17 protein-coding genes are annotated in these 15,600 nt (G+C 63.1%); all 17 read left to right on the plus strand.

Features of this window, described 5'->3' with window-relative positions:
* Positions 1 to 6: 6 nt before the first annotated feature.
* Positions 7 to 477: a VOC family protein gene (locus FJW05_RS06560; protein WP_140629403.1), complete on the plus strand. Its 471-nt coding sequence runs from the start codon at positions 7 to 9 to the stop codon at positions 475 to 477.
* Between the two features lie 184 nt (positions 478 to 661).
* Positions 662 to 2,248 carry an apolipoprotein N-acyltransferase gene (gene lnt, locus FJW05_RS06565; RefSeq protein WP_140629405.1) on the plus strand — a complete coding sequence of 529 codons (1,587 nt, stop codon included), beginning with the start codon at positions 662 to 664 and terminating at the stop codon, positions 2,246 to 2,248.
* Positions 2,249 to 2,387: 139 nt separating this feature from the next.
* Positions 2,388 to 2,810 carry a helix-turn-helix transcriptional regulator gene (locus FJW05_RS06570; RefSeq protein WP_140545192.1) on the plus strand — a complete coding sequence of 141 codons (423 nt, stop codon included), beginning with the start codon at positions 2,388 to 2,390 and terminating at the stop codon, positions 2,808 to 2,810.
* 162 nt (positions 2,811 to 2,972) lie between these two features.
* A complete protein-coding gene (gene metK, locus FJW05_RS06575) occupies positions 2,973 to 4,238 on the plus strand; it encodes a methionine adenosyltransferase (protein WP_140545194.1) in 1,266 nt (421 codons plus the stop codon).
* Positions 4,235 to 4,945 carry a tRNA (guanosine(46)-N(7))-methyltransferase TrmB gene (locus FJW05_RS06580; protein WP_140629409.1) on the plus strand — a complete coding sequence of 237 codons (711 nt, stop codon included), beginning with the start codon at positions 4,235 to 4,237 and terminating at the stop codon, positions 4,943 to 4,945. Before metK ends, FJW05_RS06580 begins: the two co-directional genes overlap by 4 nt.
* A 64-nt stretch (positions 4,946 to 5,009) precedes the next feature.
* A complete protein-coding gene (locus tag FJW05_RS06585; RefSeq protein ID WP_140629411.1) occupies positions 5,010 to 5,309 on the plus strand; it encodes a DUF1778 domain-containing protein in 300 nt (99 codons plus the stop codon).
* Positions 5,310 to 5,312: 3 nt separating this feature from the next.
* A complete protein-coding gene (locus FJW05_RS06590) occupies positions 5,313 to 5,822 on the plus strand; it encodes a GNAT family N-acetyltransferase (protein WP_140629414.1) in 510 nt (169 codons plus the stop codon).
* A 157-nt stretch (positions 5,823 to 5,979) separates the two neighbouring features.
* Positions 5,980 to 6,222 (plus strand): CopG family ribbon-helix-helix protein, encoded by a 243-nt coding sequence (locus tag FJW05_RS06595; protein ID WP_181164859.1) that lies wholly within the window; start codon positions 5,980 to 5,982, stop codon positions 6,220 to 6,222.
* Positions 6,219 to 6,506 carry a type II toxin-antitoxin system RelE/ParE family toxin gene (locus FJW05_RS06600; RefSeq protein ID WP_140629420.1) on the plus strand — a complete coding sequence of 96 codons (288 nt, stop codon included), beginning with the start codon at positions 6,219 to 6,221 and terminating at the stop codon, positions 6,504 to 6,506. Before FJW05_RS06595 ends, FJW05_RS06600 begins: the two co-directional genes overlap by 4 nt.
* A 156-nt stretch (positions 6,507 to 6,662) precedes the next feature.
* Positions 6,663 to 7,295 (plus strand): ribosome maturation factor RimP, encoded by a 633-nt coding sequence (gene rimP, locus FJW05_RS06605; RefSeq protein WP_140629422.1) that lies wholly within the window; start codon positions 6,663 to 6,665, stop codon positions 7,293 to 7,295.
* Positions 7,296 to 7,341: 46 nt separating this feature from the next.
* On the plus strand, positions 7,342 to 8,937 hold the full coding sequence (gene nusA, locus FJW05_RS06610) for a transcription termination factor NusA (protein ID WP_095765964.1): 1,596 nt from the start codon (positions 7,342 to 7,344) through the stop codon (positions 8,935 to 8,937).
* 32 nt (positions 8,938 to 8,969) lie between these two features.
* Entirely contained in the window at positions 8,970 to 9,620 is a 651-nt protein-coding gene (locus tag FJW05_RS06615) for an RNA-binding protein (protein ID WP_140546986.1), read from the plus strand.
* On the plus strand, positions 9,617 to 12,193 hold the full coding sequence (gene infB, locus FJW05_RS06620; protein ID WP_140629426.1) for a translation initiation factor IF-2: 2,577 nt from the start codon (positions 9,617 to 9,619) through the stop codon (positions 12,191 to 12,193). The genes FJW05_RS06615 and infB overlap by 4 nt, the downstream gene beginning before the upstream one ends.
* A gap of 123 nt (positions 12,194 to 12,316) precedes the next feature.
* The gene (gene rbfA, locus FJW05_RS06625; RefSeq protein ID WP_140629428.1) at positions 12,317 to 12,733 is read left to right on the plus strand and encodes a 30S ribosome-binding factor RbfA; all 417 of its coding nucleotides are present in this window, start codon (positions 12,317 to 12,319) and stop codon (positions 12,731 to 12,733) included.
* Positions 12,734 to 13,693, plus strand: a complete 960-nt coding sequence (truB, locus tag FJW05_RS06630) for a tRNA pseudouridine(55) synthase TruB (protein ID WP_140629430.1) — start codon at positions 12,734 to 12,736, stop codon at positions 13,691 to 13,693.
* A gap of 210 nt (positions 13,694 to 13,903) precedes the next feature.
* Positions 13,904 to 14,998 (plus strand): magnesium/cobalt transporter CorA, encoded by a 1,095-nt coding sequence (gene corA, locus FJW05_RS06635; protein WP_140629433.1) that lies wholly within the window; start codon positions 13,904 to 13,906, stop codon positions 14,996 to 14,998.
* A 147-nt stretch (positions 14,999 to 15,145) separates the two neighbouring features.
* Positions 15,146 to 15,457: a 30S ribosomal protein S15 gene (gene rpsO / locus FJW05_RS06640; protein WP_280950871.1), complete on the plus strand. Its 312-nt coding sequence runs from the start codon at positions 15,146 to 15,148 to the stop codon at positions 15,455 to 15,457.
* The last annotated feature ends 143 nt before the right edge of the window (positions 15,458 to 15,600 follow it).

The raw sequence follows: 15,600 nt of genomic DNA on the forward strand, positions 1-15,600 counted from the left end.
CGCGACATGCCCGTCGACGATCCATTCAAGCATGCCGTTCTCGGCTCAGGCGTTTTCTATAAGGATCCGCGCGCCGCGTTGACCTGGCTGCAGGCGGCCTTCGGCTTCGAGCCGAGCATGGTGGTGAGCGACGCCGACGGCCGGCTTGTCCATGCCGAAATGCGTTTCGGCGACGGCTACATCATCGTCGATTGCGAATGGGCCGAGCATGTCGCCAGCCCGGCCTCGGTCGGCGGCAAGAACACCCAGGCCGTTTATATCCGGCTGCGGCAAGATATCGACGCTCATTGCGAAAAGGCACGTGCGGCCGGCGCGGAAATTCTTCAGGAACCGACGGATCATTTCTACGGCGAGCGCCAATACCGCGCCCGCGATCCCGAGGGCCATGTCTGGACGTTCAGCCAGACCGTGCGCGTTGTCCCGAAGGACGAGGCCGAGCGGCTGAGCGGCCTGCGGATCGAGGGCTGGCACAGTTGAGCATTTTGCAGCCAAGAGGAATCGCTTGGCGTGGCAGAAATGCGGCTAAGGCAAAGAGCTATGGCGGGATATTAGTTCCCGCTATAGCGCGACGGTCTATCGGGCTGCGCTTATCTGGGTTTGGATCGGGCGGCGCAGCCTGTTAAACCTCTAGCTCCCTGATTCGCGCGACTTGGGAAGCTTGATGCAGCGCTTTGCCGGCCGGATAATTCTGCTGTGGGGGTGGCGGCGGGCGCTGGTGGCGTTTGCCGCCGGAGCGCTAGCGGTGCTTGCCCAGGCGCCTTACGATTTCTTTGCCGTCTGCTTCGTTTCGTTCCCGGTCCTTGTCTGGCTGCTCGACGGCGCCACCGGCGAGGCATCGGATGGCTGGTTGAGGCGCCTGAGGCCGGCCTTCGCCGCCGGCTGGTGGTTCGGCTTCGGCTATTTCCTGGCCGGTCTCTGGTGGATCGGTCAGGCATTGCTGGTCGAGGCCGATACGTTCGCCTGGGCCTTGCCCTTCGCCGTTGTCGGCATCCCCTTCGCGCTGGCCTTCTTCTATGGTTTCGCCACGGTCGTGGCGCGGCTGTTCTGGAGCAGCGACATTGGTCGTATCGCAGCGTTAGCCTTCGGCTTCGGGCTCGCGGAATGGCTGCGCGATTTTCTCTTCACCGGCTTCCCGTGGAATGCCGTCGGCTATGCCGCAATGCCGGTGCCGCTCCTGATGCAGAGCGTATCGGTGACCGGCATGATCGGCATGAATGCGCTCGCGGTCTTTGTCTTTTCGCTTCCGGCGCTCATCGCCGCGCGCCGCCATCTCAAGCTCGGCCTCGCCTTGTTTGTCATCCTCGTCGCCGCCCATGTCGGCTTCGGCTATGTCAGGCTTGCGGCACCGGTCGAATCGAGCCGCGCGATCGATGTCCGCATCGTCCAGCCCGCTGTCGATCTCAGCGAGAAGTGGGATGCCTCGGTGCGTGATCGCATCTTCGCGACTTTGCTGGGGATATCGGGGAAAGCGCCGGAACAGGGCCATGCCAAGCCGCAGCTTATCCTGTGGCCGGAGACATCGGTGCCGTTCCTCTTCACCGAGCGTCCGGACGCGCTGACGGCGCTGGGCGACATGCTGGCCGACGGCCAGATGCTGATAGCCGGCGTCGTGCGGGAAGAGGGCGGATCGGCCAATGCCGGCAGCCGCTATTACAATTCCGTCGTGGCAATCAACAACAAGGGCGAGATTGTCGATGCCGTCGACAAGGTGCATCTGGTGCCCTTCGGCGAATATCTGCCCTTCGCCGACCTGTTCGAACGCTTGGGCATAGGCCAGCTCGTTGCCGGGCCGATGAATTTCGCCGCCGGCAACGAACGCCATCCGATCGGCGTGCCGGGCGGCCTGCGTGCCGCTCCGTTCATCTGCTACGAGGTGATTTTTCCCGATCTCGTTGCTGCTGACGCTGTGTCCGCCGACTTGATTGTGAACGTCACCAACGACGCATGGTTTGGCGACACGCCAGGCCCGTATCAGCACTTCAGGCAGGCCCAGATTCGCGCAGCGGAGAATGGAATGCCTTTGTTGCGCGCGGCTAACAATGGCATATCGGCCGTCGTTGATTCGCGCGGGCGCATTGTCGATGCGCTTGCCGTCGACGCGCGGGGCGCCATCGACGCGCATGTGCCGGTTTCCGGGCGCTCCCTTCTGTCCGCCGAACAGCGACGCATTAACGGATTGCTGATCATGTTGCTGTTTGCGCTGATTGCCTTCACATTGAATGTAAGGCAGCGGCTACGGGTGAATTGACAGTCGGCACATTAGAAACTCATACTGTAACGCCTAAAATTTTCTCGAAGTCGGTTGGAGGGTTCTGTTGGGGCAGGTGGCTCCGGCTTCATATGGGCGGAACAAATAGAAAAAGCCGGAAAAATTCGGCGAGGAAAAAATGACAGAAGAGAACAAGAAGAAGCCGAATCCGATCGACATCCATGTCGGGAGCCGCATCCGGCTGCGTCGCAATATGCTTGGAATGAGCCAGGAAAAGCTGGGTGAAAATCTCGGCATCACCTTTCAGCAGATCCAGAAGTACGAGAAGGGCACAAACAGGGTTGGCGCCAGCCGCCTGCAGGCGATCGCCTCCATCCTGAGCGTTCCTGTCGCCTTCTTCTTCGAGGATGCCCCGGGCGAGGAGCCCGCCGGCGGCACCAGGGGATTTGCCGAAGACTCCTCGATGGCGTTCGCCATTGAATTCTGCGGCAGTCCCGAAGGGCTCCAGCTCAACCGGGCTTTCGTCAAGATCGGCGACGTCAAGGTGCGCCGCAGGATCATCGATCTGGTGAAGGCGCTCTCCGCCGAGGACGCCGATTGATTTGTCAAATGCCGCCGGCGATGTCGCATCGCCGGTGGCATAGCCGACCTTGCCTACATTCATGCCAGATCCGTCGCGCCGCTTGACGAGCGGCGCCCGGCACCGCTAACACGTGGCGCGCCAAAATCGGCAGCTTGCCGATCTTTTCAAGAGGGGACACCCGTGACGCGGCAGAATTATCTCTTCACCTCGGAATCCGTCTCCGAGGGCCATCCCGACAAAGTCTGTGACCGTATCTCCGACGAGATCGTCGATCTGGTCTATCGCGAAGCCAAGAAGACGGGCATGGATCCGTGGAAGGTGCGCGTTGCCTGCGAGACGCTGGCCACCACCAACCGCGTCGTCATCGCCGGCGAGGTCCGCGTCCCCGACACGCTTTTGAAGAAAGACAAGGCGGGCAACGTCCTCAAGGATGCGTCCGGCCACCCTGTGGTCAACCCGGCCAAGTTCAAGTCGGTTGCCCGCAAGGCGATCCGCGAGATCGGTTACGAGCAGTCCGGCTTCCACTGGAAGACCGCCAAGATCGACGTGCTGCTGCATGGCCAGTCGCCCGACATCGGCCAGGGCGTCGACAATGCCGCCGACCGCCAGGGCGAGGAAGGGGCCGGCGACCAGGGCATCATGTTCGGCTACGCCTGCCGCGAGACGCCCGACTTGATGCCGGCGCCGATCTATTACAGCCACAAGATTCTCGAACTGCTGGCAGCGGCGCGTCATGAAGGCAATGGCGACGCCGGCAAGCTCGGCCCGGACGCCAAGAGCCAGGTCACCGTGCGCTATGCCGACGGCAAGGCGGCGGAAGTCACGCAGATCGTGCTCTCCACCCAGCATCTCGATGCGAACTGGGACTCCAAGAAGGTCCGCAAGGTGGTCGAGCCCTATATCCGCGAGGCGCTTGGCGACTTGAAGATCGCCGAGGACTGCAACTGGTACATCAACCCGACCGGCAAGTTCGTCATCGGCGGGCCTGACGGCGATGCCGGCCTCACCGGCCGCAAGATCATCGTCGACACCTATGGTGGCGCAGCCCCCCACGGCGGCGGCGCCTTCTCGGGCAAGGACACCACCAAGGTCGACCGTTCGGCCGCCTATGCGGCGCGCTACCTTGCCAAGAACGTGGTTGCGGCCAAGCTTGCCGACCGCTGCACCATCCAGCTCTCCTACGCCATCGGCGTCGCCCAGCCGCTGTCGGTCTATGTCGACCTGCACGGCACCGGCAAGGTAGACGAATCGAAGCTCGAGGATGCGCTGCGCAAGGTGATGGACCTGTCGCCGTCGGGCATTCGCCGTCATCTCGACCTCAACAAGCCGATCTATGCAAAGACCTCGTCCTACGGCCATTTCGGCCGCAAGGCCGGTCGCGACGGCTCCTTCTCCTGGGAGAAGACCGATCTTGCCAAGGCGCTCAAGGACGCCGTTGCCGCCTGACGCCAGCGGACGCAAAGGATAGGCCGAGACGGGCGACCGAAGGCTTTTTCGGTCGCCGGCACGGCAAGACTATACGCCCGCAGCAGGCGATCGCCCTCGAAGGCGGCCTGCGCCAATACCGGGTCGACCTGACGGCGCAAGCGCCGGCCGATCTCAGGACCTTGTTCAAGGCACAGGTCTCGGCGCTCCAGCTGGAAATCGGTTTCGGTGGCGGCGAGCATCTCCTGCATCGCGCGACGGAAGCGCCGGGAACCGGTTTCATCGGCGTCGAGCCCTTCGTCAACGGCATGGCCAAGATGATGACGGCGCTCGGCAAGGCGCCGCTTGCCAATCTCAGGGTCTATGACGACGACGCCACGCGCCTGCTCGACTGGCTGCCGTCTGGCTCGCTCGACGGCATCGACCTGCTTTATCCCGATCCGTGGCCGAAGAAGAAGCACTGGAAGCGGCGTTTCGTCGGCGCCGCCAATCTCGGCCGCTTTGCCCGGGTGCTGAAATCCGGCGGCAGGTTCCGCTTCGCCTCCGATATCGACAGCTATGTGAACTGGACATTGCTTGCCTGCCGGGATCACGGCGCCTTCGCATGGCAGGCCGAGGACGCTGCCGGCTGGCACCGGCCCTATGAGGGCTGGCCCGGCACCCGCTACGAGGCCAAGGCCATCCGCGAAGGGCGGCGGCCTGCTTACCTGACCTTCATACGAAAATAGGCCGTCCTGTCTTTGTATTGCATTTAGCACTACAAATCGCTACATTGCCGGTAAGGAGACCGTTATGGCCGCCACTGTCGAACGTAAGGAACATCCGATCTCTATGCGCCTGCCGGAAGCGGACGTGGCGATGATTGATCGTGCCGCCAGTCTGCGCGGCCGATCCCGCACGGATTTCGTCCGCGATGCCGCCGTGCGCGCGGCCGAGGATGTGCTGATGGACAACCGTCTTGTCCGCATGAGCCCGGAAGGGTTCGCGGAGTTCATGGAGGTTTTGTCGGCCCCGGCCGCGCCCGTTCCCGACATGGTGGAATTGGCAAAGCGGTCGGCGCCCTGGGAAGCTGCTTATACGACGAAACGCTGACCAGTGGCCTTATCGGCTCCCGAACCGCTTGCGGCATTTCACGACGTGTCCAAATTTTCCTGCGGGAAGCCTGCGCTTGATCACTGGCTGAAAACCCGCGCGCTTTCCAATCAGGGGAAGGGCTTCACGGCCGTTCTCGTTGTTCATGAAGCCGGCCGCGTGGTCGGATATTACGGCCTGGCGCCGACGGCCGTCTTGCCGTCGATCCTGCCTCGTTCGATCCGTACGGGACAACCGCCCGATCCGGTTCCGTGTCTTCTCCTCGGTCAGCTTGCGACCGACGTCGAATGGGCCGGGCACGGCATCGGCACGGCCTTGGTGAAGCATGCACTTCAGCGCTGTGTTCAGGCGGCCGAACTGATCGGAGGGCGCGCGCTGATGGTCAACGCGGTCGATGCGGAAGCGGCGCAATTCTGGCAGCGCCGGGGATTTCTCCCGACGAGAGACGATCCGCTCGTCCTGTTTCGCTCGATCGCGGCAATTGCAGCATCGCTTGTGGAAGCCCGGAGGTAAGGCGAGGCACCGCCATTCGACGAGATAGGTAACGTGCGGCTTCCATGCCCGGTTAGAGCAATTCCAGCGTCCGGAATCGCGCTCTGCCTCAGGACACGCGGAATTGACGAACCACTTTGGTTCCACCACATTCACAATGAACCAGAATGGAGACAGGATGATGAGCGCCTTCACCGTGCGGCTTCCGGATGAGACTGTGGCCAAGCTGGACCAACTGGCCGAAAAGGTGGATCGCTCTCGTTCCTACGTCGCGGCTCAAGCGATCGAAGACTATGTCGCCAGGGAAGAATGGCAGCTTGCCGAGATCGAGGCCGGCCTTGACGAAGCCGATCGAGGAGAATTCGCAAGCGAGAAGGACTTGGCCAGCGTCATAGCGAAATACGTTAAGTCCGAACGATGAAGCGGATCCGCTGGACCCAGCGCGCCGTGCGTCGTCTCGACCAGATTGGCGCTTTCATCGAAAAGGACAATCCAACGGCCGCGGCACGAGTGGTTGCCCGTATCGTTTCCTGTGCGGACAATCTCGCCGAGCAACCCGCCATGGGGCGGGTCGGGCGGGTGAAAGAGACACGAGAACTGGTCCTCGCTGATGTCCCATACATAATTCCCTACCGTGTTATCGGCGAGGAGATCGAGATACTCACCGTGATGCATGCGGCCCAGCGATGGCCACGCCAGTTGTAGACACCACCGCTAGCCTGTGCCTGAAGGCTTGAAACGCCGGCGGCAATCGTCTATATCAACCTCAAATTCTTGGTCGGTATGACGAAGAGTGGGTCCACCCGGTCCCGCTCTTTTTTGTTACCTGCCCGGCCGGAAGCAAAAAGCGACAGGGATCTGATGACTGCAGCGGCAAGCGAGGCCGACGACCGTATCATCCGCGAAAGCGGCATCGATGCGCGCATTGCGCTGATCGTGCAGCCGGTGCTCAAGGCCATCGGCTTCCGGCTCGTGCGGGTGCAGTTGACTGGCCAGAACGGGCTGACGCTGCAGATCATGGCCGAACGCGAGGACGGCACCATGACCGTCGAGGATTGCGAAGAGGTCAGCCGCGCCGTGTCGCCGGCGCTCGATGTCGATGATCCGATCGAAAAAGCGTATCATTTGGAAGTTTCCTCGCCAGGCATCGACCGGCCGCTGGTGCGCAAGTCCGATTTCACCGCCTGGACCGGCCATCTGGTCAAGCTGGAGACTTCGGTTCTTGTCGGCGACCGCAAACGCTTCAAGGGCAAGATCGCCGAGGCGGATGCCGATGGCATCCTGATCGAGCGCGACAAGGCGGCCTATGGCGAAGAGCCGACGGTGCGCGTGCCTTATGACGCGATCGCCGAGGCCCGGCTGGTGCTGACCGACGATCTCATCCGCGATGCACTGTCGAAGGACAACCGGGCGCGCAAGGAAGCCAGGAAGCGCCGTGGCGAAGCGGAAGACGCCGCCGACGGCGAGGAAAATGAAACCGAACAGGAAAGTTGATTGAGTAGCCGGGCCATATGCCCGGCGCGAAATCGGGAGAAAGACAATGGTTGTAAGCGCCAACAGGCTTGAACTGCTGCAGATCGCCGACGCGGTCGCGCGTGAAAAGTCGATCGACAAGCAGATCGTTATCGCCGCCATGGCCGATGCGATCCAGAAGGCAGCGCGTTCTCGTTACGGCCAAGAAACCAACATCCGCGCCGACATCAATCCGAACACCGGTGAGATGAAGCTGCAGCGGCTGATGGAAGTGGTCGAGAAGGTCGAGGACTATGCGACGCAGATCGCGCTTTCAACGGCGCGCGAGCGCAACCCCGACGCCCAGATCGGCGACTTCATCGCCGAGCAGCTGCCGCCCATGGATTTCGGCCGCATCGCCGCCCAGTCGGCCAAGCAGGTCATCGTGCAGAAGGTGCGCGAGGCCGAGCGCGATCGCCAGTATGACGAGTACAAGGATCGCATCGGCGAGATCGTCAACGGCACCGTCAAGCGCGTCGAGTACGGCAATGTCATCGTCGATCTCGGCCGAGGCGAGGCGATCATCCGTCGCGACGAGCTGATCCCGCGCGAGAACTACAAATATGGCGACCGCGTGCGGGCCTATGTCTATGACGTGCGCCGCGAGCAGCGCGGCCCGCAGATCTTCCTGTCGCGCACCCATCCGCAGTTCATGGCCAAGCTGTTCACCATGGAAGTGCCGGAAATCTACGACGGCATCATCGAGATCAAGTCGGTCGCCCGCGATCCGGGCTCGCGCGCCAAGATCGCCGTCATCTCGCGCGATTCCTCGATCGATCCGGTCGGCGCCTGCGTCGGCATGCGCGGCAGCCGCGTCCAGGCGGTGGTCGGCGAATTGCAGGGCGAGAAGATCGACATCATTCCGTGGTCGCCATCGGCCGCGTCCTTCATCGTCAACGCGCTGCAGCCGGCCGAGGTCGCCAAGGTGGTGCTGGACGAGGACGCCGAGCGCATCGAGGTGGTGGTGCCGGATGACCAATTGTCGCTGGCCATCGGCCGCCGCGGCCAGAACGTGCGCCTTGCCTCGCAGCTCACCGGCTGGGATATCGACATCCTGACCGAGCAGGAAGAAAGCGAGCGTCGCCAGAAGGAATTCGTCGAGCGTTCGGCGCTCTTCATGGAAGCGCTCGACGTCGACGAGATGGTCGGCCAGGTGCTTGCCTCCGAAGGCTTCACCAGCGTCGAGGAAGTCGCCTATGTCGACTCTGGCGAAATCTCCTCGATCGATGGCTTCGACGAGGACACCGCTTCGGAAATCCAGACCCGCGCCCGCGAATATCTGGAGAAGATCGAGGCCGAGCACGACGAAAAGCGCAAGGCGCTGGGCGTCAAGGACGAGCTGCGCGACATCCCCGGCATTACCACCGCCATGATGGTGACGCTCGGCGAGGACGGCGTGAAGACGGTCGAGGACTTCGCCGGCTATGCCGCCGACGATCTGATCGGCTGGAAAGAGCGCAAGGACGGCGAGACCAAGGTCTATCCGGGCGTGCTCGCCAGCCACGGCGTCTCGCGCGCCGAGGCGGAGCAGATGGTGCTCGCCGCCCGCAAGCAGGCCGGCTGGATCACCGAGGAAGAACTCGCTGCCGAAGAGGCAGCGGCCGACGAAACCGTCGGTGCGTGAGGTGACCGCCAATCGCAAAGCCCGTGGACGAGATGAACGATCGCACTTGCATCGTTACGCGCAGGCAGGCCGAAGCGGATGAACTGATCCGCTTCGTCGTCGGCCCGGATTCGGCCGTCGTTCCGGACATCAAGAGAAATCTGCCCGGCCGCGGTTGCTGGGTTACTGCCGATCGCCTACATATCGAGAAGGCAGCGGCCAAGAACCTGTTTGCCCGTGCCTTCAAGGCGCAGGTGACCGTTCCGGCCGATCTCGGCGGCATGGTCGACGGGCTGCTCTCCAGATCCGCTCTGGGCATGCTTGGCCTTGCTCGCAAGGCTGGCGCCGTCGTCCTTGGCGCCGCCAAGGTCGAAGGTGCGGTGCGCGACGGGCAGGCGCTTCTGGTGCTGCATGCGACCGAGGCTTCGGACGACGGTGTCCGCAAGATCAGTCAGGCGCGGCGGGCAACCGTCCATCTCGGCGGACCGGCCATCCTTGCCTACAAACTTTTCCCCGAAGCCGAGTTGAGCTTGGCATTGGGGGGTACAAATGTGATACATGCTGCCGTTCTCGCGCAGGACGCGGGACAGGCGGTTGAGAAGCGCGTAGTGGCGCTCGACCGATATCGGGGCGGTACCCCGAACGATCTGGCAATGCTTGCGGCCGTTGCTGACGAAGATGATGCCGCAGAGGATATGGAATGAGCGATACGAAATCGGGCGACGACAAGACGTTGAGCGTGACGCCGAAGAAGACCTTGACGCTGAAGCGCCCCGGCCTCGAGCAGGGCACTGTGCGCCAGAATTTCTCGCATGGCCGCACCAAGTCGGTCGTGGTCGAGACCAAGAAGCGCAAGTTCTCGCTGCCCGGCGACAAGCCGGAGCCGGTGGCTGCGTCCGTCTTCACGCCGAAGCCCGCCGCTGCCCCTGTTGCCGCCGCCCCTGTCGTGCAGGAAGCGCCGAAGGCGCCGCCTCCACCGCCGGAGCGTTCCGGCATGGTCCTGAACGAGCTCTCGCGCGGCGAGATGGAAGCGCGCCGCAAGGCGCTGGAAGGCTCCAAGGCCCGCGAGGCCGAGGATCGCCAGCGCGCTCAGGAAGATGCCAAGCGCCGCGCCGAGGAAGAGGAACGCCGCAAGCGCGAGCGCGACGAATCCGCGCGCCGTCAGGCCGAGGAGGAGGCACGCCTGCAGACTGAGGCCGAGGCCCGCCGGCGCGCCGAGGAAGAGGCTCGCCGCCGCGCGCCGCTGGCGGCGGAGGTCGCCACGGCTGATGACGAGGAGGAGGCCAAGCCGAGGCGCACCGGTGCCGGTGCCGCGAGTGCGCCGCCGCGCCGTCTTGCGACGCCGGAAGTGGCAAGGCCGGCCAAGCCGACAAAGGGCGAGGAAGATCGCCGCCGCGGCAAGCTGACGCTGAACTCGGCGCTGTCGGATGACGATGCGCGCGCCCGCTCGCTGTCGTCGATGCGTCGCCGCCAGGAAAAATTCAAACGCGCGCTTCACAATGAGCCGCGCGAGAAAGTCATGCGCGAAGTGATCCTGCCCGAAACCATCACCATCCAGGAACTGGCGCAGCGCATGTCCGAGCGCGCCGTGGACGTGGTCAAGTTCTTCATGAAGCAGGGCCAGATCCTGAAGCCGGGCGACGTCATCGACGCCGACACGGCTGAGCTGGTCGCCTCCGAATTCGGTCACACCGTCCGCCGCGTCGCCGAGTCCGACATCGAAGAAGGCCTCTTCAACATCGCCGACCGCCCGGAAGACCTTGTGTCGCGTCCGCCGGTCGTGACCATCATGGGCCATGTCGACCACGGCAAGACCTCGCTGCTCGACGCCATCCGCAACGCCAATGTCGTCTCCGGCGAGGCCGGCGGCATTACCCAGCATATCGGTGCCTACCAGATCGAGAAGAACGGTCAGAAGATCACCTTCATCGACACGCCCGGCCACGCGGCCTTCACGGCCATGCGCGCCCGTGGCGCGCAGGTTACCGACATCGCGGTGCTGGTGGTGGCGGCCGACGACAGCGTGATGCCGCAGACGATCGAATCGATCAATCACGCCAAGGCGGCCGGCGTGCCGATCATCGTGGCCATCAACAAGATCGACAAGCGCGACGCCGACCCGCAGAAGGTACGGACCGAACTGCTGCGCCACGAAGTGTTCGTGGAATCGATGGGCGGTGAGGTGTTGGACGTCGAGGTTTCGGCGACCAAGGGCATCAATCTCGACAAGCTCTTGGAAGCGATCCTGCTGCAGTCCGAGGTCCTCGACCTCAAGGCCAATCCCGACCGCACCGCCGAAGGCGCGGTCATCGAGGCGCAGCTGGACAAGGGACGCGGTCCCGTCGCCACCGTGCTGGTGCAGACCGGCACGCTGATGCCGGGCGACATCATCGTCGCCGGCAACGAGTGGGGCCGTGTGCGCGCGCTCGTCAACGATCGGGGCGAGCATGTGCCGGAAGCGCCGCCGGCAATGCCGGTCGAGGTGCTTGGCCTCCAGGGCACGCCGCAGGCGGGCGACCGCTTCGCCGTCGTCAACAACGAGGCGCGCGCCCGTGAGATCACCGAATACCGCCAGCGCCTGGCGCGCGACAAGGCGGTGGCCAAGCATGCCGGCCAGCGCGGCTCGCTCGAGCAGATGATGTCGCAGCTGCAGACGAGCGGATTGAAGGAATTCCCGCTGGTCATCAAGGGCGACGTGCAGGGTTCGATCGAGGCGATCAATGCCGCCCTTGAAAAGCTCGGCAATGACGAGGTGCGCGCACGCATCGTCCATGCCGGCGCCGGCGGCATCACCGAAAGCGATGTCTCGCTCGCCGAGACGTCCGGAGCGGCGATCATCGGCTTCAACGTCCGTGCCAATGCGCAGGCGCGTGCGGCCGCGGCCGCGGCCGGCATCGAGATCCGCTACTACTCGATCATCTACAACCTCGTCGATGACGTGAAGGCAGCGCTTTCCGGCATGCTTTCGCCGGAGCGGCGCGAGACCTTCATCGGCAATGCCGAGATCCTCGAGATCTTCGACATCTCCAAGGTCGGCAAGATCGCCGGCTGCCGTGTCACCGAAGGCAAGGTCGAGCGTGGCGCGGGTGTTCGCCTGATCCGCGACAACGTCGTGATCCACGAAGGCACGCTGAAGACGCTGAAGCGCTTCAAGGACGAGGTTGCGGAAGTGCCGGGCGGTCAGGAATGCGGCATGGCCTTCCAGAACTACGAGGACATGCGTGTCGGCGACGTCATCGAGTGCTTCCGCGTCGAGATGGTAACCAGAACGCTCTAATTCGGGTATACTTGCCGAATAATAACGGGCGGCGGCCGAAAGGCTGCCGCCCAGATCCTTCATGCATGTTGAGACATGTGGCGCGGTCCCATCCCGTGCTTCACGATTTCAGGACCAGAGAAAATGCCCCGTTCGACACCGTCAGGCCCCTCCCAGCGCATGCTGCGCGTCGGCGAGCAGGTGCGCCATGCCCTTTCCGAGACCTTGCAGCGCGGCGAGATCATCGATCCGGTGATCGAGAACAGCGTCGTCTCGGTGTCCGAGGTGCGCATGTCACCCGACCTCAAGATCGCCACCGCCTTCGTCTCGCCGCTTGGCGCAGGCGACGACGGCGCCGTGATCGAGGCGCTCAACAGGCACGCGAAATTCATCCGCGGCCGCGTCTCCGGCGCGCTCAGGCAGATGAAGTACATGCCGGAGTTTCGCTTCAGGCTCGACACTTCCTTCGACAATTTCGCGAAGATCAATGAACTGCTGAAATCGCCCGAAGTCGCGCGCGATCTCGGTGACGACAAAAACAACGACAAGGACGAGGAATAGGTGGCGCGTCGCGGCAAGAAGAAGGGGCGGCCGGTCTCCGGTTGGGTGGTGCTGGACAAGCCGGTCGGCATGGGCTCGACCGAGGCGGTTTCCAAGATCAAATGGCTGTTCCAGGCCGAGAAGGCCGGCCATGCCGGCACGCTCGACCCGCTCGCTTCCGGCATGCTGCCGATCGCGCTCGGCGAGGCGACCAAGACCGTTCCCTATGTGCAGGACGGCGCCAAGGTCTACCGCTTCACCGTCGCGTGGGGGGAAGAGCGCTCGACCGACGACCTCGAAGGCCCGGCGACCAACAATTCCGACCGTCGGCCGGACGAGGCGGAGGTGAGGGCGCTGCTGCCGAAATACACCGGCGTCATCATGCAGACGCCGCCGCAATTCTCGGCCATCAAGATCGCCGGCGAACGCGCATATGACCTTGCCCGTGAAGGCGAGACGGTCGAGATACCGGCGCGGGAAATTGAAATCGGCCGTTTGGATATTGTCGAGCATGGCACCGACAAAACCGTTTTCGAGGTCGAATGCGGCAAGGGCACCTATGTACGCTCGCTGGCCCGCGACATGGGCCGCGATCTCGGCTGCTTCGGCCACATCGCCGAATTGCGCCGCGTCGAGGTCGAGCCGTTCACGCCGGAGGATTTCGTCACGGTCGCCGAGCTGGAAGCGGCCCGCTTTGGCGAAAAGAATGACGACAAATCGGGCGAAATGGACGCCCCGGTCGATTTCAGCGCCATCGATGCGCTGCTTGTCGAAACGGCGGCGGCGCTCGACTGCCTGCCGCAGGTCGCGGTCAGCGACGACGCGGCGACGAAGATCCGCCTCGGCAATCCCGTCATCATTCGCGGCCGCGATGCGCCGGTCGAGGCCGAGGAGGCCTGCGCCACCGCGCGCGGCAAGCTCGTCGCTATCGGCGCCATCGAGCAGGGCATGTTCAAGCCCAAGCGGGTCTTTGTCGGGTGAATCCGGTCTAGTGCATGTCGCCCAAAGGTGCGCAGCGGTTTTGGGATAACGACAGGCATCAACACAAGACTTAAAGCGCGTCGACTCAATCGGTCTCAGCACGACGCGCTTTAAGTGTTTGTTATTACGCAATTCCGGACGGGAAACCGCTGCGCACTTTTGCTGGAATTGCTCTAATCTAGGCCGAATGCTGAGTCCCGAGGATATCTCATGGCCAAGGCTGATGCAGGCAAGAAGCGGGCACCGCTGAAAACCCGCCGGCCGCCGGTTGGGGCGTCGCCAGGCACGCTTATCGCCGATCCGGCGGCGCGGCGCAGCGAGCTGCGGCTGACGCTGATCTCGCCCGAGAAATACAAAACCATCGACAACGCCTCGATCGACGATCTCAACGCGCATTGCGAGAAATGGCCTGTCGTCTGGCTGGATTGCACCGGACTTGCCAATATCCCGCTGATCGAGGAGATCGGCCGCATCTTCAGCCTGCATCCGCTGGCGCTGGAGGATGTCGTCAACACCGGACAGCGGCCCAAGGTGGATTTCTTCGAGGATCATGCCTTCGTCGTCATGCGCATGATCGACGATGTCACCTCGCATCGCTACGAGCAGATTGCGCTGTTCTTCGGCGGCAATTTCGTCGTCACGTTCCAGGAGCGCGAAGGCGATCCGTTCGATCCGGTGCGCAAGCGCATTGCGGGTGCGATGCCCAACCGCCTGCGCTCGCGCGGCGCCGACTATCTTGGCTATGCGTTGATCGATGCCATCGTCGACAGTTATTTCCCACCGATCGAGGCGGCGAGCGAATTGGTCGACGGCATCGAGGACGAGATGCTGAATAAGCCGCACAAGCACCAGATGCGGCAGCTGCATGAATTGCGGCGCGATGCCAACGTGCTCAAAGGCGTGCTGTGGCCGATGCGCGACACGCTGGCGACGCTGATCCGCAACGACGTGGCCTTCGTGAAGGCGGAGACCAAGATCTTCTTCAACGACACGCTCGACCACTCGCTGCGTCTGATCGAGCTGGTCGAGAACCAGCGCGACATGCTCACCGGCCTGATCGAGATGCATGTCTCGCTGACCCAGGCCCGCACCAACGACGTCATCTCCTATTTGACGATCGTCTCGGTGATCTTCATGCCGCTGACCTTCCTGGTGGGCGTCTGGGGGATGAATTTCGATCCGCAAAGCTCGCCCTGGAACATGCCGGAGCTGAAAGCCTATTACGGTTATCCGGTGGCAATTCTGTTCATGGCGCTTGTCGCCGCCGGACTGATCTTCTTCTTCAAATGGAAGAAGTGGCTATAGCCGCTGAACCCTTTGTTTTCGTGGCAAGACCTGCGACAAGCCGGCTTGACATTTGGGCTGGTGTTTATTCCGGAATTGGACTATATGCGCCGCAGCTTCGCGCCCTGACGCGTCGCTTGCACTGGCCCCTGCTGGACGACATCCCGGCTGTGGGCGTCCCGTTTCCTCCAACAGATAAGGAAAAGCACGATGTCGATTACTGCCGACCGCAAGAAGGAATTGATGACCGAATTCGCAACCGCCAAGGGCGACACCGGATCTCCGGAAGTCCAGGTTGCCATTCTTTCCGAGCGCATCAAGAACCTGACCGAGCACTTCAAGGACCACAAGAAGGATAACCATTCCCGCCGTGGCCTGCTTGCTCTGGTCTCCCAGCGCCGCAGCCTGCTTGATTACCTCAAGCGCAAGGATGACGGGCGCTATCAGACGCTGATCGACAAGCTCGGTCTGCGTCGCTGACGAATTGACCGGCGGGTCTTCCTCGGAGGGCCCGCCGGTCGCGCATTGGCGCATCGGTCGATCCGGTGCGATAATGGCGGAGCGCGACGCGCTCTAGAAATTCGCATTCGCGCAGGGCGCGTTCCGGAAACAGCGGTTTCCGG

Source organism: Mesorhizobium sp. B2-9-1, from assembly GCF_006439455.1.
Taxonomy (GTDB): Bacteria; Pseudomonadota; Alphaproteobacteria; order Rhizobiales; family Rhizobiaceae; genus Mesorhizobium.